Origin of the sequence: Paracoccus sanguinis, assembly GCF_900106665.1 — a bacterium.
GTDB lineage: Bacteria > Pseudomonadota > Alphaproteobacteria > Rhodobacterales > Rhodobacteraceae > Paracoccus > Paracoccus panacisoli.
In genome coordinates this window covers 337,755-355,583 of record NZ_FNNA01000003.1, presented here as the reverse complement: position 1 = coordinate 355,583, position 17,829 = coordinate 337,755, and the positions used below count along the sequence as shown (strand labels likewise).

General features: G+C 65.3%; 23 protein-coding genes and 4 pseudogenes. 8 read left to right on the top strand and 19 right to left on the bottom strand.

Annotation, left to right across the window (positions count from 1 at the left end; translation table 11 throughout):
- The 4 genes and pseudogenes from BLW17_RS18970 to BLW17_RS12860 all read left to right on the top strand — a co-directional run.
- Nucleotides 1-135: pseudogene (locus tag BLW17_RS18970) on the top strand (DUF2793 domain-containing protein); the annotation flags it as partial.
- A 19-nt stretch (nucleotides 136-154) separates the two neighbouring features.
- Nucleotides 155-442 (top strand): DUF6127 family protein, encoded by a 288-nt coding sequence (locus tag BLW17_RS12870; RefSeq protein ID WP_036708073.1) that lies wholly within the window; start codon nucleotides 155-157, stop codon nucleotides 440-442.
- A gap of 73 nt (nucleotides 443-515) precedes the next feature.
- A pseudogene (locus BLW17_RS12865) lies at nucleotides 516-1,102 on the top strand (YcbK family protein).
- Nucleotides 1,099-1,356, top strand: a complete 258-nt coding sequence (locus BLW17_RS12860; protein ID WP_036732825.1) for a hypothetical protein — start codon at nucleotides 1,099-1,101, stop codon at nucleotides 1,354-1,356. The pseudogene BLW17_RS12865 and the gene BLW17_RS12860 overlap by 4 nt, the downstream one beginning before the upstream one ends.
- Before the next feature lie 295 nt (nucleotides 1,357-1,651).
- Here BLW17_RS12860 and BLW17_RS12850 read toward each other — a convergent pair whose 3' ends face one another.
- The 9 genes and pseudogenes from BLW17_RS12850 to BLW17_RS12815 form a co-directional block, all read right to left on the bottom strand.
- Nucleotides 1,652-2,254 (bottom strand): adenylate kinase, encoded by a 603-nt coding sequence (locus BLW17_RS12850; protein ID WP_036708067.1) that lies wholly within the window; start codon nucleotides 2,252-2,254, stop codon nucleotides 1,652-1,654.
- A 179-nt stretch (nucleotides 2,255-2,433) separates the two neighbouring features.
- Complete coding sequence (copM, locus tag BLW17_RS12845) at nucleotides 2,434-3,960, bottom strand: CopM family metallochaperone (protein WP_036700220.1); 1,527 nt, start codon at nucleotides 3,958-3,960, stop codon at nucleotides 2,434-2,436.
- Nucleotides 3,961-4,071: 111 nt separating this feature from the next.
- A complete protein-coding gene (locus BLW17_RS12840; RefSeq protein ID WP_036700223.1) occupies nucleotides 4,072-4,482 on the bottom strand; it encodes a hypothetical protein in 411 nt (136 codons plus the stop codon).
- 125 nt (nucleotides 4,483-4,607) lie between these two features.
- On the bottom strand, nucleotides 4,608-5,093 hold the full coding sequence (locus tag BLW17_RS12835) for a DUF411 domain-containing protein (protein ID WP_036732823.1): 486 nt from the start codon (nucleotides 5,091-5,093) through the stop codon (nucleotides 4,608-4,610).
- Between the two features lie 146 nt (nucleotides 5,094-5,239).
- The gene (locus tag BLW17_RS12830) at nucleotides 5,240-7,669 is read right to left on the bottom strand and encodes a heavy metal translocating P-type ATPase (protein WP_036732810.1); all 2,430 of its coding nucleotides are present in this window, start codon (nucleotides 7,667-7,669) and stop codon (nucleotides 5,240-5,242) included.
- A gap of 144 nt (nucleotides 7,670-7,813) precedes the next feature.
- On the bottom strand, nucleotides 7,814-8,101 hold the full coding sequence (locus BLW17_RS19040) for a cation transporter dimerization domain-containing protein (RefSeq protein WP_462498360.1): 288 nt from the start codon (nucleotides 8,099-8,101) through the stop codon (nucleotides 7,814-7,816).
- Nucleotides 8,102-8,258: 157 nt separating this feature from the next.
- Nucleotides 8,259-8,795: pseudogene (locus BLW17_RS19035) on the bottom strand (cation diffusion facilitator family transporter); the annotation flags it as partial.
- Between the two features lie 90 nt (nucleotides 8,796-8,885).
- The gene (gene copM / locus BLW17_RS18835; RefSeq protein WP_036708062.1) at nucleotides 8,886-9,383 is read right to left on the bottom strand and encodes a CopM family metallochaperone; all 498 of its coding nucleotides are present in this window, start codon (nucleotides 9,381-9,383) and stop codon (nucleotides 8,886-8,888) included.
- A gap of 37 nt (nucleotides 9,384-9,420) precedes the next feature.
- Nucleotides 9,421-9,753 (bottom strand): four-helix bundle copper-binding protein, encoded by a 333-nt coding sequence (locus BLW17_RS12815; RefSeq protein ID WP_036708060.1) that lies wholly within the window; start codon nucleotides 9,751-9,753, stop codon nucleotides 9,421-9,423.
- Nucleotides 9,754-10,152: 399 nt separating this feature from the next.
- Between BLW17_RS12815 and BLW17_RS17865 the strand changes: the two genes are divergently transcribed.
- The 3 genes from BLW17_RS17865 (at nucleotide 10,153) to BLW17_RS12805 (ending at nucleotide 11,979) form a co-directional block, all read left to right on the top strand.
- Entirely contained in the window at nucleotides 10,153-10,509 is a 357-nt protein-coding gene (locus BLW17_RS17865; RefSeq protein ID WP_134725741.1) for a hypothetical protein, read from the top strand.
- Complete coding sequence (locus BLW17_RS12810; protein WP_139306013.1) at nucleotides 10,509-10,949, top strand: c-type cytochrome; 441 nt, start codon at nucleotides 10,509-10,511, stop codon at nucleotides 10,947-10,949. Before BLW17_RS17865 ends, BLW17_RS12810 begins: the two co-directional genes overlap by 1 nt.
- 424 nt (nucleotides 10,950-11,373) lie before the next feature.
- Nucleotides 11,374-11,979, top strand: coding sequence for a L,D-transpeptidase (locus tag BLW17_RS12805; RefSeq protein WP_131674992.1), 606 nt, complete (start codon nucleotides 11,374-11,376; stop codon nucleotides 11,977-11,979).
- A gap of 62 nt (nucleotides 11,980-12,041) precedes the next feature.
- Here the strand turns inward: BLW17_RS12805 and BLW17_RS12800 are convergent, their stop codons facing one another.
- The 6 genes from BLW17_RS12800 to BLW17_RS17860 all read right to left on the bottom strand — a co-directional run bounded on the left by BLW17_RS12800 (nucleotide 12,042) and on the right by BLW17_RS17860 (nucleotide 15,474).
- Nucleotides 12,042-12,557, bottom strand: a complete 516-nt coding sequence (locus BLW17_RS12800) for a L,D-transpeptidase family protein (RefSeq protein ID WP_036732809.1) — start codon at nucleotides 12,555-12,557, stop codon at nucleotides 12,042-12,044.
- 23 nt (nucleotides 12,558-12,580) lie between these two features.
- Nucleotides 12,581-13,036, bottom strand: coding sequence for a DUF411 domain-containing protein (locus BLW17_RS12795; RefSeq protein ID WP_036732830.1), 456 nt, complete (start codon nucleotides 13,034-13,036; stop codon nucleotides 12,581-12,583).
- 8 nt (nucleotides 13,037-13,044) lie between these two features.
- The gene (locus BLW17_RS12790) at nucleotides 13,045-13,674 is read right to left on the bottom strand and encodes an SCO family protein (RefSeq protein WP_036732807.1); all 630 of its coding nucleotides are present in this window, start codon (nucleotides 13,672-13,674) and stop codon (nucleotides 13,045-13,047) included.
- Nucleotides 13,671-14,129, bottom strand: a complete 459-nt coding sequence (locus tag BLW17_RS12785) for a copper chaperone PCu(A)C (RefSeq protein WP_036700241.1) — start codon at nucleotides 14,127-14,129, stop codon at nucleotides 13,671-13,673. Before BLW17_RS12785 ends, BLW17_RS12790 begins: the two co-directional genes overlap by 4 nt.
- Nucleotides 14,130-14,139: 10 nt before the next feature.
- Nucleotides 14,140-14,745, bottom strand: coding sequence for an SCO family protein (locus tag BLW17_RS12780; protein WP_231555239.1), 606 nt, complete (start codon nucleotides 14,743-14,745; stop codon nucleotides 14,140-14,142).
- Nucleotides 14,746-14,961: 216 nt separating this feature from the next.
- Complete coding sequence (locus tag BLW17_RS17860) at nucleotides 14,962-15,474, bottom strand: ZIP family metal transporter (protein ID WP_231572758.1); 513 nt, start codon at nucleotides 15,472-15,474, stop codon at nucleotides 14,962-14,964.
- 14 nt (nucleotides 15,475-15,488) lie between these two features.
- On the opposite strand from BLW17_RS17860, the pseudogene BLW17_RS17855 reads away from it, so the two are divergent.
- Nucleotides 15,489-15,632, top strand: a pseudogene (locus tag BLW17_RS17855) (iron dependent repressor, metal binding and dimerization domain protein); the annotation flags it as partial.
- A 9-nt stretch (nucleotides 15,633-15,641) separates the two neighbouring features.
- Here BLW17_RS17855 and BLW17_RS12765 read toward each other — a convergent pair.
- From BLW17_RS12765 to BLW17_RS12750, 4 genes are read right to left on the bottom strand one after another with little or no spacing between them, the layout of a single operon-like run.
- Entirely contained in the window at nucleotides 15,642-16,301 is a 660-nt protein-coding gene (locus tag BLW17_RS12765; protein WP_036732805.1) for a DsbA family protein, read from the bottom strand.
- On the bottom strand, nucleotides 16,298-16,735 hold the full coding sequence (locus tag BLW17_RS12760) for a disulfide bond formation protein B (protein ID WP_081962575.1): 438 nt from the start codon (nucleotides 16,733-16,735) through the stop codon (nucleotides 16,298-16,300). The genes BLW17_RS12765 and BLW17_RS12760 overlap by 4 nt, the downstream gene beginning before the upstream one ends.
- Nucleotides 16,722-17,207, bottom strand: coding sequence for a signal peptidase II (lspA, locus tag BLW17_RS12755; protein WP_036700251.1), 486 nt, complete (start codon nucleotides 17,205-17,207; stop codon nucleotides 16,722-16,724). Before lspA ends, BLW17_RS12760 begins: the two co-directional genes overlap by 14 nt.
- Nucleotides 17,204-17,827: a methyltransferase family protein gene (locus BLW17_RS12750; RefSeq protein WP_036708051.1), complete on the bottom strand. Its 624-nt coding sequence runs from the start codon at nucleotides 17,825-17,827 to the stop codon at nucleotides 17,204-17,206. Before BLW17_RS12750 ends, lspA begins: the two co-directional genes overlap by 4 nt.
- Nucleotides 17,828-17,829 lie beyond the last annotated feature (2 nt).

Below are 17,829 nucleotides of genomic sequence, written 5' to 3'. Positions count from 1 at the left end.
GCCACCGCGATCTGGCTGCAGACCATGGTGCCGCTGACCGCGGGCGACACCGTCGAGCTGCAGGGGTATTTCCGGGTCGCGGACGGCTACTTCGCGGCCGACCACACGTCCTTCTGGGGCTGCAAGATCGGCTGAGCGGCGAAAGGAGGAACCGATGAACCCACCCCGATCCGAAGGCTACGTCCGCATGCCGGACGCCGAGTTCGAGGCGATCCTGACCCGGGCGGCTGAGGAAGGCGCGAAGCGTGCGCTTGCCGATGTCGGCCTCGACGGCGACGAGGCCGCGCTCGACATCCGCGATCTGCGCTCGCTGGTGGACTGTATCCGGCTGGTGCGCCGCACCGCGATGCAGACTGCAGTTCGCATGATCACCACCGGCGTCGTGCTGGCGCTGCTGGCGGGCATCGCCATCAAGCTCAAGATCTTCGGCAACGGCCCGTAGCCGTCGTCTCGTTCCGATCTGTCAGCCCATCATGACCCGCCCTCGAGGCGGGTTTTTTCGTTTGGAGGACCCCATGACCACGACCTTCCACCGCCATTGGCGTGACGTGCCGAAGAATGCCTGGCGCTGGCCGAACTTCTCGCCCGCCGAGATCGCCTGCCGAGGGACCGGCAAGCTGCTGATCAACGAACCGCCGTTGGCGGCGCGACCCGGTCGAAACATCTCGACGGCGCGGCCTTCGACATCGCCATGGCGAACCACGATCCGGTGGCGTTCGAGGCGGCAGCGCGGGCGGTGGGGTTCCTCGGCTTCGGTTTCTACCCGCGCTCGGGCTTCATCCATGTCGATCTCGGCCCGGCACGGCAGTGGGGCGAGCGCTTCCCGGTCCGGCCGACTCCCTTCGCTGCCGAAACCCCGCCGGCGCGCGAAGTGCTGGCGCAGAGCCGCACCATGAAGGGTGGCGGAGCGGCCGGTGTGGCGACGCTGGGCGCGGCGGGCGTCGAGGTGGCTCGAGACGTCCTTGCCGAGACCCAGACCGCCATCCTGCCGCTTGTGTCCTATCTCGAAACGCTGCGCTGGGTGTTCATCGCCGTGGCACTCGTTGGCATCGTCGTGACCATCTACGCGCGGCTCGACGACTGGAAGCGGGGGCGTCGATGATCGCCGCGCTGCTGGGCGGCATTGCCGCCAGCCCATGGATGCGGGCCGCGCTGCGCTACGGCGCCGTTGGCTTCAGCGTGCTTATGTTCCTGCTCGCGCTCCGGCGTTCCGGCGAGCGCACTGGCCGCCTCGCCGAACGCCATGAGACCACGGAGAAGATCAATGATGCCCAACGCCGGATGCTGGAGGCGGCGGCTCGCCGCCCTCGCAATCGCGACGAGCTTGCTGACCGGCTGCGCGACGGTCGGTTCTGAACAAAGGATCATGGCACTTTGTCCGCCGGTCGTGGAATATGGTCAGGAGTTACAGACGCGGGCCGCCGACGAACTGGCGTGGTTGCCGGAAGGCTCGATCATCGCGGAAATGCTGACCGACTACGCAGTGATGAGAGAGCAGGCTCGGGCCTGCTCTCCTGAGACAAGCTAGCAAGAGCCTGAGCGCCTGCGGTCTGCAATCCGCACCAATATGGCGGCAGGCAGCATGCCGATCGATCGCTGGACGCAGCGGCCTGGTGGTGTCCCTCACCGTTCCTTGTCGCCAGGATCAGGATCAGCGTCGTGATCCCGAGGATCGCCGGGTCAGTACGTCCTCAATCTCGCGCGCCACGTCGTCGATGCCCTGCATTCCATCAACCGTAATGAGCTCTCTCCTTCGGCGATAGTAGTCCAGTAGCGGCTCCGTCTTGTTCCGATATGCGTCGAGACGTCTGACAAAGGTATCCCGATTGTCGTCGCTGCGAGCCGTGCCGCCAGCGGCCAGCGTATCGGCGACGCGCTTTTCCATTCGCTCGACCAGCGAGGTCTCATCGACCTTCAGTTCGATGACTGCGTCAAGCCTGACACCCCTTTGCTCCAGCATGGCGGTCAGGGACTCCGCCTGCGCGACTGTCCGGGGAAAGCCGTCGAGAATGAACCCTTTGCGCCAATCCTCTTGATCGATCCGGTCGGATACCATCTGGTTGACCACATCGTCGGGTACGAGTTCGCCGCGATCCATGATCGCGTCGACCCGCCGCCCGGTTTCGGTGCCTTCGGTCACAGCAGCGCGCAGCATATCTCCTGTAGAAAGCTGAGGGATCGAGTGGCGTTCGGCCAGGCGCTGCGCCTGCGTTCCCTTCCCTGCTCCTGGTGGTCCGAACACTATCAGTCTCATTGTCTCTTCTCACCTCTTGGATAGCCACGAGGGCGATGGCGGCGGCAATTCCGATGCACCCAGTACCGTTTGGAGAAGCCCTGCACTTCCGCGCAGACCGGCGCTGGCCGTGTAGGCGGACATGATATCCCTGCCTCCAAGTCTGGCGCCGGAGCTGGACCGCTCCGGCGCCGAACTCCTTAGCGGCTCGAGTCGCCGTAGACGATGCCATTCGGCCGATCGCCGACCGGCACCGTCCTCACCACGTCCTGGCTCTCGACATCGATGATCGACACTGTGTCGTCCGCAATGTTGGTCACGAACACGTAAGCCCCGTCGGCCGATGCCGACACGCCATGGGCGCCACCCCCGGTGGTGATCGTCTTCACGACCTCTCCCGTCGCCGTGTCGATCACGGACACCGTGTCGTTCGGCTCCGCGTCGGTGCCCTGATTGGCCACGTAGACGTAGGCTCCATCGGGGGTCGCGAACATCTGGATCGGGTTCGGCCCGACGTCGATCCTGTTCGTCACCTGCCGGGACGAGGTGTCGATGACGGCCACCCGGTTCTCGTCGCGCAGCGAGACGTAGACCTGATCGCCAGACGGCGTGAACCCGACCTGAACAGGCGCTGCGCCCACCGGAATGCGCGCAACTTCCGTCAGGTCCTGCGTGTCGATGACGGAGACCGAGCCGTCCTCGACATTGGCCACATAGATCTCGCTCTCATCCGGGCTGAGGCGCAGCCCGTGCGGATAGGCGCCGGTCGCGATGCGCTCGATGACTTCGGCCTGTGCGAGATCGACGACCGCAATCTCGTTCCCGCCGGACAGCGAAGCATAGGCGCGCCCGCTGCGGTCGGCGACGACATGCGCCGGATGCGCGCCGACTTCCACAGTGGCGACGGGCTGCGACAGTCGCTCCGGATCGAGCACCACCAGGACCCCTCCGCCCGCATCGGTGTCGGCATGTCCATCGTCATCCGATCCGTGCGCGTGATCGGCGGCAGGGCTTCCGACCGCCAGCAGCAGATTTCCGTCCGGCGTCAGATCGACATTGTGCGGCGACACGCCGACGTCAACGGTCTCGACCGAACCCGTGCCGAGATCGATGGCGCTGATCGAATTGCCGCCCTCGTTGGCGGAGTAGACGGTCCCGCCGGTCTGACCGAGGGCGGTTGGTGCCTCGCCGGCGTTCGTCGCCAGCCAGGCCTGCATTTCGACGATCTCGCCTTCCTGCGCCGCGATGATCTGGTCCGCCCACTCCCTGGTCTGCGGATCGTCGCCGTATTGCTGGACGATCTTCGCCATGTCGATCGCACCCTGATGATGCGGGATCATGCCCCGGACGAAGGCGACATCCGGATCGCCGGCCATCACGCCTTCCATCATCGGTCCGTGCATTTCATTCATCGCGGCGACGTAGGCCTGCGTGAAGTCGGGAGCGCTGGAAAGGCTCGTTGGGGCGCCGTCAGCGCCGGGTGCGGCCATTCCGCCGTGCATGCCCCCCTGCATCATTTGCTGCATCGCCTGCATCATGGCCTGGCCATGCTCGGGGATGCCCTGCATGCCGGGCATCCGGTCCGAGGGAGACGTGGGCGCGGGAGCCTGTTCCGCTTGGGCGGGCGGGGTTCCCGGGTGGTGGGTATCATGTTCGGCCTGGGCGAGAGCAGCGCCCGGCAGGCCCGCCAGCAGGCTGACGGAAAGAACGATTGCAGTTCGGTTCATGGGTTTTCATCCTTGGCACCGGAGGGCCGGCGTCACATTCGCGGACGCGGGTCTCCGAAAGTTCGTCTGGGCTCGAAGTGCGCGCTGCCGGCGGTCGCGCCGGAGCGGCCGTCACGCAGCAATCAGACGAGGCGGCCTCAGGATTCCTTCGGGGGATCGTTCCCACGGGTCACGGTGCATGACCCTGAACAGTTCACCATTCACGGACGGCCCGAACGTCAGCGGCCCGACGGGAACGGCGGCGATCAGACAGGTCTGACAGCAGTCGGCCAGCATCTGGCCGCCGTCATCACTCTCGCAGCCTGCAGATGTCTCTGCCCCGTGATCGCCGGGCAGGTGATGTTGGCCGCAGTGGCTCGCCGTGGCCGCGCTCTGTTCGCGGTGGAGGGCGTGTCCGGTCGGGCTGGCATGCGCTACGCCCTGCAGAACGAGGGAGCTGATGGCAAGCAACAGGATGCCGATCGCGAACTGGCGCAATCGGCCGCATCTCGCCGCGAACGCAACTCTGAAGCGCCCGCTCATGAGCCACCTGCCTTCTCGGTGTCGAGCCGGGCCGATGCGCTGCTGACGCGGGAAAGGGCCATCGCTCGCGGCTTGAGCTGCATCGGATCGGCGGCAAGGTGGACGGTCATGTGGAGGCGCCTGGCTCAGATTTCCTGCGCGCCGAGGTAGCGCCCGAAGGTCTGGGTGGTCGGACCGAACAGGAGCACTTCATAGGGCTCGGGTTCGACCCCGGAAAAATCCATGCCGGGCGAGCCGGCAGGCATTCCGGGAACGGCAAGTCCCGTCTCGGAGGGCCGCTCGGCCAGCAGGCGGCGGATCGCGGCAGCTGGCACATGACCCTCCACCACATAGCCGTCCACCTCGGCCGTATGGCAGGAGGTCAGCTCGGCCGGCACGCCGAGCCGCTCCTTGAGGCTGAACACGTCGTCCGAGTCCACGACCCGCACCGGAAAGCCCGCGGCTTCGATATGCGCGATCCAGCCGTCGCAGCAGCCGCAGGACGGATCCTTGGTGACGGTCACGAGCGGCAGGGCCTCGGCCCGCGCCCACGCCGGCATCGACAGCAGGAACGGAAGTGCGGCGGCGGCCGCGAGAACGGCCCGCCGGCCGATGGTGTGATCGTTCCGCATCGTCAAACCTTTCTTCGTGGACTCCATGATATCACCGGCTAGTCCGGAGCGCGACCCACGAACGGGTGAGAATGCGCCGGCGTCCCGCGGCATGATGTCGCCTGTCAGATGCGCTCGCGGGAACGGCCCACGATGCCACCCGGACATCACAGCTTCACGCCCCGCAGCCGAGACGCATTCGCGATCACGCTGACCGAGGATAGCGCCATGGCGGCTGCCGCGATGATCGGCGACAGCAGGATGCCGAAGAACGGATAAAGCACCCCCGCGGCGATCGGGATACCGAGCGCGTTGTAGATGAAGGCGAAGAAAAGGTTCTGGCGGATGTTGCGCATCACCGCCTGAGACAGTCGCCGCGCCCGAACAATGCCGGTGAGATCGCCCTTCAGGAGGGTGACGCCCGCGCTCTCCATCGCCACGTCGGTGCCGGTGCCCATGGCGATGCCGACATCCGCGGCCGCGAGCGCAGGGGCATCGTTGACGCCGTCGCCCGCCATCGCCACCACCTCGCCCGCCGCCTTGTGCCGCTGCACGACCTCGCTCTTCTGGTCCGGCAGGACCTCCGCCTCGACCTCGTCGATGCCCAGCTGTCGGGCGACCGCCTTCGCTGTGGTCCAGTTGTCGCCGGTGAGCATGACCACGCGGATGCCTTGGGCCTTCAGCGCGGCAAGCGCTTCAGGCGTGGAGGGCTTGACCGGATCGGCGATGGCGAAGATTGCGGCGACCTCTCCGTCCACGCCCATGAAGATCGCGGTCGCCCCGTCTTGGCGCAGCCGGTCAGCCTGCGCGGCCAGCGGCGTCACATCGACCCCTTCTTCGGCCAGGAAGTTTGCGTTGCCGAGGGGAATGCGCTTGCCCTCGACCGTGCCATAGGCGCCCTTCCCGGTCGGCGAGTCGAAATCCGCAACCGGTGCGGTCGCGATCCCCCGCTCCTCTGCCGCGCGCACGATGGCGAGCGCCAGCGGATGCTCGCTCGCCCGCTCGACGCTGGCGGCCAGGCGCAGCACCTCCTCCTCGGTAAGACCGGCAGCGGGAACGATGGCCGTGACGGCGGGACGCCCCTCCGTCAGTGTGCCGGTCTTGTCGACGATGATCGTGTCGACCTTCTCCATGTGCTCGAGCGCCTCGGCGTTCTTGATCAGGACGCCATTCTGCGCGCCGCGGCCGACGCCGAACATGATCGACATCGGCGTCGCCAGACCCAGCGCGCAGGGGCAGGCGATGATCAGGACCGAAACCGCCACGACCAGCGCATAGGCGAAGCGCGGCTCCGGGCCCCAGATCGACCAGGCGATGAAGGCGAGCACCGCGACCACGATCACCGCCGGCACGAACCAGCCCGACACCTGGTCGGCAAGTCGCTGGATCGGGGCACGGCTGCGCTGTGCCTCTGCGACAAGCTGGACGATCTGCGACAGCATGGTGTCGCGTCCGACCTTGCGGGCCTCGATCACCAGCGCGCCGGACTGGTTCATGGTCCCCCCGATCGCCCGCGAGCCGACCTCCTTGGTCACCGGCATGGATTCGCCCGTCACCATCGACTCGTCGACGGCGCTGCGGCCTTCCAGCACCTCGCCATCCACGGGCACCTTCTCGCCCGGCCGCACCCGCAGGCGGTCGCCGACATGGACAGTGTCGAGCTGCACCTCTTCTTCGGTGCCGTCATCACGGATGACCCGTGCGGTTTTCGGGGCGAGATCGAGCAGCGCCCGGATTGCGCCGCTGGTGCTTTCCCGCGCCCGGAGTTCCAGCACCCGTCCGAGCAGCACGAGCACGGTGATGACCGCTGCGGCTTCGAAATAAACCGCGACCGACCCGTCATGCTGGCGGAAGGCGTCCGGGAAGATGTCTGGCGCGAGCGTCGCAACGACGCTGTAGATCCACGCCGCCCCCGTGCCCATGGCGATCAGGGTGAACATGTTGAGATTGCGCGTGACCAGCGACTGCCAGCCGCGCTGGAAGAAGGGCCACCCGGCCCACAGGACGACCGGGGTCGCGAAGAGCAGCTGGATCCAGTTCGAGGTCTGCTGATCGATGTAGCGGTCCAGCCCGAGGAAGTGGCCGCCCATTTCCAGAATGAATACAGGGACCGTCAGCACCAGCCCGATCCAGAAGCGGCGCCGCATATCGATCAGTTCGAGATTGGGCTCCGCCTCGAGGCTGACCAGCACAGGCTCCAGCCCCATGCCGCAGATCGGGCAGGATCCCGGCCCCACCTGCCGGATCTCTGGGTGCATGGGACAGGTGTAGATCGTCCCCTCGGGCACGGGCTCGGCCTTTGCCGCCGCAGCGGCCGGGTCGAGGTAGCGGTCCGGCTCGGCCAGGAACTTCGCGCGGCATCCGGCCGAGCAGAAGTAATACGGCCGCCCCGCATGCTCGGCCTTGTGCTGCGTCGCATGGGGATCGACCATCATGCCGCAGACCGGGTCCTTGACCCGATGCACGCTGTCTGTCGGAGTCGCCTCCGCAGCGTGCGAATGCTCCGTCCCGTGGTGCCCCGAGTGAGCATGCCCGTGTTCGTGAGAATGTCCCGGCCCGCGATGCTCATGGCCGCCGACGCGAGAACTGCTCTCCATGTGGAGGGGGGCAGGGTGTTGGTCTTTGCTCTTGCTGGCCATCATGTACCTCGTCCGGGAAGTGCCCGAGAATCGTCCTCATTCGTCCTGCACCTTCCTGTCGTTGGAAGGTCAAGAGTAAGCCGCCAGGCGGAAGCCGCGGCGTCAGTGTTCATGCTGGGCGCTCCCTTCTTCCGGTCTTGCCCGCACGGCCTGCCGGGACTTCGCCTTCGGCCGCGTAACATCGATCTCGGCAGCTCCCTCCTCAACGGCAAGGCAGTATTCCTCGATCTGCGTGGTCGAGAAGTAGACCTTGAACCGGTCGCGCAGGAGGTTGTTCACCTCCCTCAGCACCCGCTCGCCATCCTGCCAGTCTCGAACGCAGACGTGGCTCGAGAACACGTTGCGCCCGGACGTCAGGCTCCAGGCATGGACGTGATGCACGTCCGTCACGCCCTCCAGCTCCCGAATGGCCGCGATCACAGCCTCGAGATCCAGGTCCTCCGGCGTGCCTTGCAGCAGGATGTGCAGCGACTCGCGCAGGATGCCCCAAGGAAGCCCAGAGCAGCACCAGTCCGAAGGCCATGCCGAGCAGCGGGTCGACGGCGAGGAAGCCGGTAAAGCGGATCACCAGGGCCGAGATGATGATGAGGAAGCTGCCGACGAACGTCTGCAGGATGTGCCAGTAGGCGCCCCGCATGTTCAGGTTGTCCTTCTGGCGCTCGTACAGGAGCCAGAGGGCGACAAGCTCGGTGGCGATGCCCCCCGCTGCCGCGATCAGCATCGGCGTGGTGGCCAACTCGATCGGCTCCATGAGGCGCATCGCGCCCATCCACAGCACGAAAATGGCCATTCCGACGAGAAAGAGGCCGTTGAAGAGGGCGCCGAGGATCTCCGCGCGAATGTAGCCGAAGGTGCGCGCCGGGCTGGACTTCCGCTCGCTCAGGCGCATGGCGACCAAGGCGATGAGCACGCCGCCGACGGCCGAGAAGGTGTGGAAGGCATCCGACATGACGGCGACTGAGCCCGTCCAGATGCCGATCCCGAGTTCAACGATGAAGTAAAGGCCGGTGAGCCAGCCGGAGATGACAAGCGCTTTGCGATCACCGCTCGCGGGCAGGTGGCCCGTATGGCTGCCGTGAGACATCGACATGGGTTCGCCTCCTGCTGACCGCGCATCATGCATCGTCCCGGTCGTTGAGGCCGCCGCAGCTCCAAGCTCCGGCGGCCCGAGTCCTTACTGCTGGCCCGCGTTCTCCTCGACCCAGGCGGTCATCTCCTCGATTTCCGGGCCTTGGGCGTCGATGATCTTCTGAGCCATCGCTTTCGACTCCTCATCGTCGCCATACTTCAGCTCGACTTCTGCCATGGCGATGGCGCCCGCATGATGCGCGATCATCCCGCAGTGGAAGGCGAGGTCGGGATCCTCGATGGTGTGGGTGGCCATCATCGGACCGTTCATCTCCATCATGGCCTGCATGGAGGCTTGCTGGGCCTCATCCATGCCCTCCATGCCTCCCATCATGGCGGACATGTCCATGCCCTGCATCATCCCCGGCATCCCGGACTGCTGGATGGCGTCCTGGCAGCCCTGCGGGAGGATCGACAGGTCGGGCATGGGACCTCCCTGTCCCGCCATGTGGCCAGCCTGCCCGCCTGTCCCGCTCTCCTGAGCGAAAGCCGCGGGCGCGGCGAGAAGGGCAGCAACGACGGCGGCGAGTTCAAACTTGCGCATAAGGGTTCTCCTTTGATGTAACTGGTTTCGGTGGGGATCAGGCCGCCATTTTCCGGCAGCTCTCGGCGCACCGGCGGCACGCATCCACGCATTCCTGCATGTCGCCGACCTGCTCGCAGCTCCGGGCGCATTCCTCACAGATCTCGGCACACTCACGGCAGAGATGCTTGTGATGACTGGTGCCGATCAGCATGAAATTCGCCGCGGTCTGGCAAATTTCGGCGCAGGCGATCATGAGCCGGAAGTGCTCCGGCTCGACATGCCGGCCACCTGCCTCAAGACAATGGTTCATGGCCATGCTGAGGCAAGTGCTGTGGCAGCTCAGGCATTCGTCGATGCAGCTCTGCATTTCAGGGGACATCTGGTGCATTTGTATTCTCCATCTTCGGAAAGCGCCGGGAAGAGAAGCAGCAAGCGTGGCGCTCGGCACTCGCAGCCAGCGATGACACGAAAAGACTTTCCTGGCGTCTTCAGACCGTCTTCTCATCCCTCCGGCGCGAGCGACGCCAGGCAGCAAGGCGCGACACGCGCTCACGATGGGTAACGATCAGATCAGATGGTGGTCCCGCGGCGGACGGCGCGGCCCATCCGGGGCAAGCCCGCTGAGCAAGGAGACTGGCATCACAAACTTCTGATCGCTCCTGCGCGGCTCTTTCAGATCGGCGGTTCGGCCGGGGATCAGCGCTGCCAGGCACGCATCTCCGCAACAGGCGAGCGTGTCATGGTTGTCATCGCTGGGCTCCTCCCCCACAGCCATCGAAGGAGCGTGATGCGGGACGGGGTCCGCCACGTTCGTCGCCGTCGGCGAAGATTCGGCGTGGACGGAGATGTGGGCATGACTGTGGGGCACCAGACTTCCGGCCGCCGCGCCATGGGCGATGAGCATGGCAGTTGCAAGAAGCGCCAGTGCGTTCGCAAGCTTCTGCCAGACGAATCCGGCTTTCGTCCGGGGGGTCCGCCGTTGCATCCTGTGGGAACGGCCGAGGAGGCGAAGTGTTCCGCTGATCATGGTGCTGCCGACATGCGTTCAGACCGTTTCTGCCATCAGTCTGCCGAAGTCACCGGCGACGAACAGCACGCGCGGATCGTGTTCCTGCAGGACTGGCTCGCCCAGCATGCCAAATGATGCTCCGGATACCAACCCTCATCGGCCTCACCGCCTCCGCGCTCATCGCCACCTGGATCCTTGTCGGGCTGCGGGCGGATGCGGAGAATGCCGAGACGATCGCACTGGGCCGCACCATTTACGAGACCCAGTGCGCCGCATGTCATGGCGCGCAGCTTGAGGGGCAGCCGGACTGGCAAATGCCTCTGCCCTCCGGGCGCCTGCCGGCTCCCCCGCACGACGCCACCGGCCACACATGGCATCATCCGGACGACATCCTGTTCCGGATCGTCAAGGAAGGCACCGCCGCCATCGTGGGAGGCGGATACGAGAGCGACATGCCCGGGTTTGCCGATGTCCTCAGCGACGCCGAGATCCGGGCCGTGCTCGCCTACATCAAGAGCACGTGGCCGGAACGCGAGCGGAGCTATCAGGCCGAGACGAGCGCGCGAGGCCGATAGATGGGTGGTCGGCGCGGTGTGGCAGGACATCATCCTCCTTGGGGTACGTCATTGTCGAGCTTGTGGCTCACGAAAGGGGCCTCCGTAGAACTCTTCGGTGACACTGCATTCTTCCCGCCCCCAGAAGCCGTGCGCGGGTGCAGCAGGCGCAACCAGTGCCCTCGACGACGTGGACGGCCAGCACGGCTGCAGCCCGTAGCGAAGGAGGCCACCTGAGGTGCAGCCCAACCCAGCGCCGACACCAGGTCACGTCGACGTGAGACACTTCGCCTATCCGTCTCACGCAGGCGTTATGGGTCATGATCTCCATTGTTCTTGAAGGGCAGCAGTGGGCAGCTAGTATCGCAATGAAAACAATAGCGAAAGGTGGGACATGACACAGGCAGATCGATCGAGCGGGCGCCGACAGTTCTTGACCGGACTGATGGCCACGGCGCTCGTCCTTCCGGCCGGACGGAGTTTCGCACAGAATATCGACCCTTATACCGGAATGCCTGTCTACGGTTCCGCCGGAGGGGCGGCCCCCGACCTCGGCGTGTTTCAGGTAGACCCGGACGCCGATCAACGCCGCAATCAGTCGTCATTTCGCGCGTGGCATTGGAGCGATTTCTATCCGAGTCTGGGAAAGGGCGTCATCCTTGCTGATGTGACCTCGCGGGCGCTGCATTACTGGTCTGCCGACGAATCGGTATACTTGTTGTTCCCTACAGCGGTACCCGTATCCGAGGATCTGACCCGCAGAGGAAAGACCGAGATCGTCAGAAAAGCGGAAAACCCTCCGTGGACCCCGACCCCGAGCATGCGCGAGAGAGATCCTTCGCTGCCGCAACGCGTCGAAGGAGGCGTGCCAGAAAATCCGCTGGGCGTCCGCGGCCTTTATCTTTCATGGCCTGCATATCTGATTCACGGAACCCACGACACCCGGAAGATCGGCCGCAAATCGTCGAACGGATGCTACGGTCTTTATAACGAGCATGTCCTGAAACTCTACGAGGTCGCCGAGATAGGCACACAGGTCGCGGTCTTCTGATCTACCATCGAAGGGCGGAGCCGGAGACATCTCCGGCCCGCCCTCACCTACGAGCCATGATATCAGGGGTAAATCATCACCGGCACCCCGAGGCGCAGCATCGCGAAGATATCTTCGACCTCGTCGTCGCTGACCGTGATGCAGCCCGCCGTCCAGTCCCGCTTCTGTCTGACCAGACGCTTTCCCTCCGGCCCGCGGCCATGGATCATGATATCACCGCCCGGATCCAATCCGAACTGCTCCGCAAAAGCTCGGTCCCGCTCATTCGGATAGGAAATCCCCACTGAAAGATGGTATCGACTGCGGGGATTGAAACGGTCGATGTAATAGAGGCCCTCCGGGGTCTTTCCGTCGCCTTCAAACTGCTTGTGGCCGATGGGCTCGTTTCCCAGTCCGAAGTCATACGATTTCAGGACCGTCTGCCCGCTGAGCAGGTACATTCGGCGCCGCTCCTTCTGAACGACGACCTGTGTCACCGGAGGCCCCAGGTACCTCTTCAAGACGGGGGGTTGCGTGCCGCACGCGGCCAGAGCCGCGAGCATCGTGAGCGAAAAATGACGGCGGTTCGGTCGACGCATCGGCAATTTATATCATCCGGAGATTATTGCGCGGCGGCGTAGTGCGAGAACACCTCAACCGAGCCATCCCGCTTAACAAGATTGACGTCGTAGGCTTTACGCTTGTTTTCGGGTCCCATCCCGGGACTGCCATAGGGCATTCCGGGAACCGCGAGCCCTGCGGCATCCGGCCTCTCTTTCAGAAGGCGCTCGATGTCGGCCGCGGGGACATGGCCTTCTATGAAATAGCCGTCGATCTCTCCCGTATGGCACGACAACTGACTGGTCGGGACGCCCAAGTCCATTTTGTGCCGGATCAGAAGAGCACCGTAGCGTTCCTCGGATGTCACCTCGAAGCCGTTCTGGCGCAGATACTCGGTCCACTGGGAACAGCATTCGCAGCCGGTCCCTTCGACCACATGGACCGTTCCGCGATCGGCGGCCATGGCGGCCGAGGTCGTCGTCAGCAGGACCGCTACGCCCTGCGTGAAGCGTCGAATACGATCAATCATGGTTGCTCCTTTTTCATGGCCCGCCGGATCTTGGGAACGGCGAACCTTCGGTCCTCGTGAAAGTCGATGATGCTGCCAAAGCTTCCGTCGGCCCGGAACAGGAACACACCGGCAGTATGATTCATGGTGTAGTCACCGTTTACGTCCTCGATGCGCTCTGCCTTCGCGCGGAAGTCGCCAAGAATGCGGGCGACCTCGCCTGGCTCTCCGGTCACACCGACGATGCGCGGATCGAAATAGCCGAGGTAGTCCGCAAGAACCTCCGGCGTGTCACGCTCGGGGTCCACAGAGATCAGAGCCACGTTGAGGCGGTCGGCGTCTGGCCCCAGCTCCTCCAGCCAGAGCGAGATGTCCGAGAGCGTGGTGGGGCAGACGTCGGGGCACCAGGTGAAGCCGAAGAAAACCAGGCTCGGCCTGCCGACCCAGTCCGAGATCGTCACCCGACGGCCCCGATGGTCCGTGAGCGTGACGTCCATTTCGCCCAGCGGTCGAGGCAGGTTGCGGGTAGGGCTCGCCAGCTGCGCCGCGCCGGGCCCGTCCACTTGCCACCAGCCCAGACCCAGCGCGCCGGCGCCGAGTGCCGTGACCGCGCCCGCGCCGAGAAGGAGCCGGCGCGAGAGGCTCATTCCGCAGGTCCCGTGGCGCCCGGTCCGAACACATGCACCTCCACCGTGACCTCGCCCGCGGCCTCGAAGGCGAGCGTCAGCGGGAAGGTGGCACCCTCCCGGAGAGGTGTGGCCAGTTCCATCAGCATGACGTGCATCCCGCCCGGCTCGAGTGTGAGTTCGCCGCTCGCGGGGATCTCGGCCGCCTCCACATGGGCCATCCGGGAGATGCCCTCGGAAAGGGTGGTCTCGTGCAGCATGGTCATGGTCGAGACCGGCGAGGACAGGCCGATCAGGCGATCGCCCTCGTCGCCGAAGTTGCGGACGGTGAAGTAGGCGGCGCCCGGCCGCGAGGTACCGATCGAGGCGCGTGCCCAGGCCGCGTCGATCTCAAGGTTGCCCTGCCGGACGGGTTCTGCTTGGGCGAGGCCGGCGGAAAGGCCGAAGGCAAAAACGGCAATAACAGGGAGCTTCATGGTGATGTTCCTAGAGGCGGTTCTGGAGGTCGGCAAGGATGTCGGCGGCGGGCGTGCCATAGGTGAACTGACGCAGCCAGTCCCCCTCCGGCCCGATGAGGTAAAGCGCGGGGCTGTGCGACATGGAATAGCCGTCGGGCGCGGCGGCATCGTCTTCGCGCGCGTAGTGAATGCGGAAGCTGTCCGCCGCAGCCCGGGTCTGGTTCGCATCCCCGGCAAGCCCGAGGATGGTGGGATGGAAGGCAGCGGTGAATTCGGCAATACCCAGCCTGCGGTCGCGCTCGGGGTCGATGGATATGAAGAGCGGCTGCACTTGCGTGGCCTCGTCGCCCAGATCGTCCATGACCTGAGCGACATCGGCCAGCGTCGTGGGGCAGACGTCGGGGCAATTGGTGAACCCGAAGAAAACCAGAATGTGTTTCCCCCCGAATTCCGTCGGGGTCCGCAGGCGCCCTTCGGCGTCGGGGAGTGCGAAGGTGGGACGGAACGGGGCCTCGACCACCGGCGCGGGCAAACGGTCTGCAATCAGAAACATCGTCCCGTAGCCCAGCATGGCAATACCCGCCGCCGCCCAGAGGCTTTTTTGCAGCCGTGTCAATCGCATCCGATCCGTCACTCCTCTTCTTGCGTCCTCCCTAAAGCCTCCAGTGACTTGAGGTTCAAGAGCGAACTCCTGTCGTCACACAACGGTGAGCCGTCGGCGGAGCAGAACGCTGCGCAGAAAGCTCATGTTCACGGCGACGATTGTGTCAGCGACAAGCGCGCGGATTGCGCCCGGCAAAAGCCGGTGTGCCGGATCTCGCCATGATCCGACGCCGGGGAATGGTCCGGGTCACACCTTGATCAGCGCCGCCGTCGCGTACATGAAGGCGAGCCCGCCAAGAAATCCGCCAAGAACGGCGGGGGAAAACAGTGCCGCTTGCCGGTCGCTGTTCTGACGCATCAGGTAGGCGCTGACCTCGACCATGACCTGCAGGATCGCACCGGCCCCGACCGCCAGCGCCAAGGCCGACCATTGCGGCGCATAGGCCAGACTGCCCGTCCACATTCCCAGCACGGCCGGGCCGCCAGCCAGAAGCGTCAGGGCTGCGAAGGTCCAGAGCGGCGGTCGAATCCGCAGCATCGGCGCTGCAATGCCGATCCCCTCGGTCACATTGTGCAGCGCAAAGCCGAGGACGAGGAACGTGCCAAGCCCCGCCGATCCGGCGGCAAAGGCGCCCCCGATCGCCAGCCCCTCGCCAAAGTTGTGCAACCCGATCCCGAGGGCGATGTAGAAGGCGAGCGCCAGACCCTCCGGTTGGCCGCGCCAGCGTCCGATCGCCATCAGCAGCAGAAAGCACGCCAAGGCCGTCAGCCAGACAACAGCGGCACGAGATCGTGTTGCGGTTCCTGCTCAGTCTTGGTCTTGATCCCGAGACAGCCGAGCGCGATGCCGAAGGGATCGAGCATCACGTGAGCGAGCGAACGCTCGCCTTGTTCGCGGCCTTTGCCGACCGTTCCTGAGCCTTCCGTTCAGGCATTCTCCACGGCAGATCGCACAGCGGCGACAAGGCTTTCCGCGCTGAAGTTTTCCAGTCGCGTGCCGTTCAGAAAGAACGTCGGCGTCTGGCCGACGCCGAGGGCTTCAATATCGGCCATGTCCTGATTGAGGATGCCGGTGATCCCCGGAAACAGCCTGTCGCTTTCGGCCCGCTCGAGGTCGAGGCCAGCAGCTCCCGCGACCTGCCAGGCCACGTCCAGTCTCGGCATGCCATGCACTGCCCACTGGGGTTGCCGCTCCAGCAGCGCATCAAGCACCGGTTCGAGCTTGTCCTGCATCCGCGCGGTTTCGAGGATGCGCACCGCTTCGTCCGAGCCTTCGTGGAACACCGTGTAGCGCAGCACGACCCGGACCTGCTTCGGGAACTGCCGCCGGATTTCCTGCACCACCGGATGATAGGCTCGGCAGGCTTCGCAGGAGGGGTCGAAGAACTCGACCAAGGTAACCGGAGCATCCTCGGGGCCGAAGCTGGGGGAATGGGCGCGGATCAGAAGGGATTGATCCACCGCGGGGGTGGCGGCAGCGAGCGCTTCGGCCTCGGCCTGACGCTGGCGGTTCAGGATGGACGCACCGCCGCCGAATGCGACAAGCCCAAGAGCCGGAGCCCCGATCAAGAGAGTGCGGCGGTTCATATGCGGTTTCCTTTGGGCAAGATGAGACAGGCAAGGATCGCGGCAAAGGCTGCCAGCGACAGGTAGGGAATAGGCAGGCCCAGAATGATCTGCGCCGGACCAGAGCAGGACGGGCCATCCTTGGTGCAGGGTGCGATGTCCTGCGGGATTAGCCCCATGTAAAGCCCGGAATGCCAGGCGGCCAACGCCAGACCCGCCAGCGCCAGCGGCAGGGCGTATGGGCGGGCCATGCCGTCGCTTCGCCACAGCGACAGGCCAAGGATCGGCACCAGCGGGAACATGGCGATGCGCTGATACCAGCAGAGCGTGCAGGGCGTCTGTCCCAGCACCTCGCCGATGAAGAGCGCGCCAAGTGTTGCCGCCAGCGCGATCAGGAATGCGGCCGTAAGGTGCAAGTCGTCGTGGGACAGGCTCTGTACGTCAGTGTTGGTCAAGAACAGGCTCCTTGCGACGGCGTGCGGGAAGAGAGGCTGCGAGGATGCACACCGCGCCAAGCGTGATGGCAATATCCGCGACGTTGAACGTGGGCCAATGCCAGTCGCGCCAATAGAGGTCGAGGAAGTCGGTCACGGCGCCCTGCCGCAGCCGGTCGATGATGTTGCCAAGCGCACCGCCAACGACCAGCGCAAGACCGGCCCGCTCGAACGGGCGCGGCGCCCGGACTGCCATGACGGCGAAGATCAGGGTCAGAAATCCTGTCAGGGCCGCCATCAGCAGTGGCTTGCCCGCCATTACGTCCGACAGCATGCCGAAGCTCGATCCCTCGTTGAAGCCGAGCGTCAGGCTGAAGCCGGGAAGAACGGGAACCGTCTCGTCGCGAGAGAGCAGCGCCAGCGCCGCCGCCTTCGTCAGTTGATCGGCCAGCGTGGTGATACCGATCAGGGCAACGATCAGCCGGGTGCTCATTTGACGCTCCTGCGGCGCAAGCCGATCCAGCGCGGGACTGAAGCCGCGTAGCGCTCATACTCCGCGCCAAGGGACTGGCGCAGGACAGCTTCCTCGGACCGGATCTGCAAGGAGGCCGATCCGAGGAAGAGCAGCGGCGCAAGGATCGTCGGGAGTGAAGGGATTGCGAAGCCGACGCCCGCAAGCAGCGCGAACTGCCCGAGGAAGGTCGGATTGCGGCTGAACCGGTAAAGCCCGCCCGAGACGAGATCGCCCGTGGCATCGCTTGCGACCCCGACGCGCCACGATGTGCCCATCGACATCTGCGCGGCAAAAGCCACCATCGCGCCGACCCCGGCGAGGAACACGCCAACCGCACCAAGCGCAGCCACCTCTCCCTCGGTCCAGAGCGGGTCGGCCTTGTGCAGGATCGGCCAGGCCAGCCAGAAGAGTGGCCCGAACAAGGCGACGACGAAGGCCGCACGAAAGCCGAAGGCCGCCCAGCGGTCGCGTCCGGACGCCCGCCCGAAAAGCCAGACAGAGCGGCCAGATGCATCTGCCGCGATGGCGATGCCCCAGAGGAACAGCGCCAGATAGCCGAAGATCAGGACCAGGACGGCCCAGCCAAAGCCGGAGATCATGC

What these genes read in the sequence shown, in the direction of transcription:
- BLW17_RS12870 (WP_036708073.1), top strand. Translation starts at nt 155, where the DNA reads ATGAACCCACCCCGATCCGAAGGCTACGTCCGCATGCCGGACGCCGAG.
- BLW17_RS12860 (WP_036732825.1), top strand. Translation starts at nt 1,099, where the DNA reads ATGATCGCCGCGCTGCTGGGCGGCATTGCCGCCAGCCCATGGATGCGG.
- BLW17_RS12850 (WP_036708067.1), bottom strand. Translation starts at nt 2,254, where the DNA reads ATGAGACTGATAGTGTTCGGACCACCAGGAGCAGGGAAGGGAACGCAG.
- copM (WP_036700220.1), bottom strand. Translation starts at nt 3,960, where the DNA reads ATGAACCGAACTGCAATCGTTCTTTCCGTCAGCCTGCTGGCGGGCCTG.
- BLW17_RS12840 (WP_036700223.1), bottom strand. Translation starts at nt 4,482, where the DNA reads ATGAGCGGGCGCTTCAGAGTTGCGTTCGCGGCGAGATGCGGCCGATTG.
- BLW17_RS12835 (WP_036732823.1), bottom strand. Translation starts at nt 5,093, where the DNA reads ATGCGGAACGATCACACCATCGGCCGGCGGGCCGTTCTCGCGGCCGCC.
- BLW17_RS12830 (WP_036732810.1), bottom strand. Translation starts at nt 7,669, where the DNA reads ATGGAGAGCAGTTCTCGCGTCGGCGGCCATGAGCATCGCGGGCCGGGA.
- copM (WP_036708062.1), bottom strand. Translation starts at nt 9,383, where the DNA reads ATGCGCAAGTTTGAACTCGCCGCCGTCGTTGCTGCCCTTCTCGCCGCG.
- BLW17_RS12815 (WP_036708060.1), bottom strand. Translation starts at nt 9,753, where the DNA reads ATGCACCAGATGTCCCCTGAAATGCAGAGCTGCATCGACGAATGCCTG.
- BLW17_RS17865 (WP_134725741.1), top strand. Translation starts at nt 10,153, where the DNA reads ATGCGGGACGGGGTCCGCCACGTTCGTCGCCGTCGGCGAAGATTCGGC.
- BLW17_RS12810 (WP_139306013.1), top strand. Translation starts at nt 10,509, where the DNA reads ATGCTCCGGATACCAACCCTCATCGGCCTCACCGCCTCCGCGCTCATC.
- BLW17_RS12805 (WP_131674992.1), top strand. Translation starts at nt 11,374, where the DNA reads ATGGCCACGGCGCTCGTCCTTCCGGCCGGACGGAGTTTCGCACAGAAT.
- BLW17_RS12800 (WP_036732809.1), bottom strand. Translation starts at nt 12,557, where the DNA reads ATGCGTCGACCGAACCGCCGTCATTTTTCGCTCACGATGCTCGCGGCT.
- BLW17_RS12790 (WP_036732807.1), bottom strand. Translation starts at nt 13,674, where the DNA reads ATGAGCCTCTCGCGCCGGCTCCTTCTCGGCGCGGGCGCGGTCACGGCA.
- BLW17_RS12785 (WP_036700241.1), bottom strand. Translation starts at nt 14,129, where the DNA reads ATGAAGCTCCCTGTTATTGCCGTTTTTGCCTTCGGCCTTTCCGCCGGC.
- BLW17_RS12765 (WP_036732805.1), bottom strand. Translation starts at nt 16,301, where the DNA reads ATGAACCGCCGCACTCTCTTGATCGGGGCTCCGGCTCTTGGGCTTGTC.
- lspA (WP_036700251.1), bottom strand. Translation starts at nt 17,207, where the DNA reads ATGAGCACCCGGCTGATCGTTGCCCTGATCGGTATCACCACGCTGGCC.
- BLW17_RS12750 (WP_036708051.1), bottom strand. Translation starts at nt 17,827, where the DNA reads ATGATCTCCGGCTTTGGCTGGGCCGTCCTGGTCCTGATCTTCGGCTAT.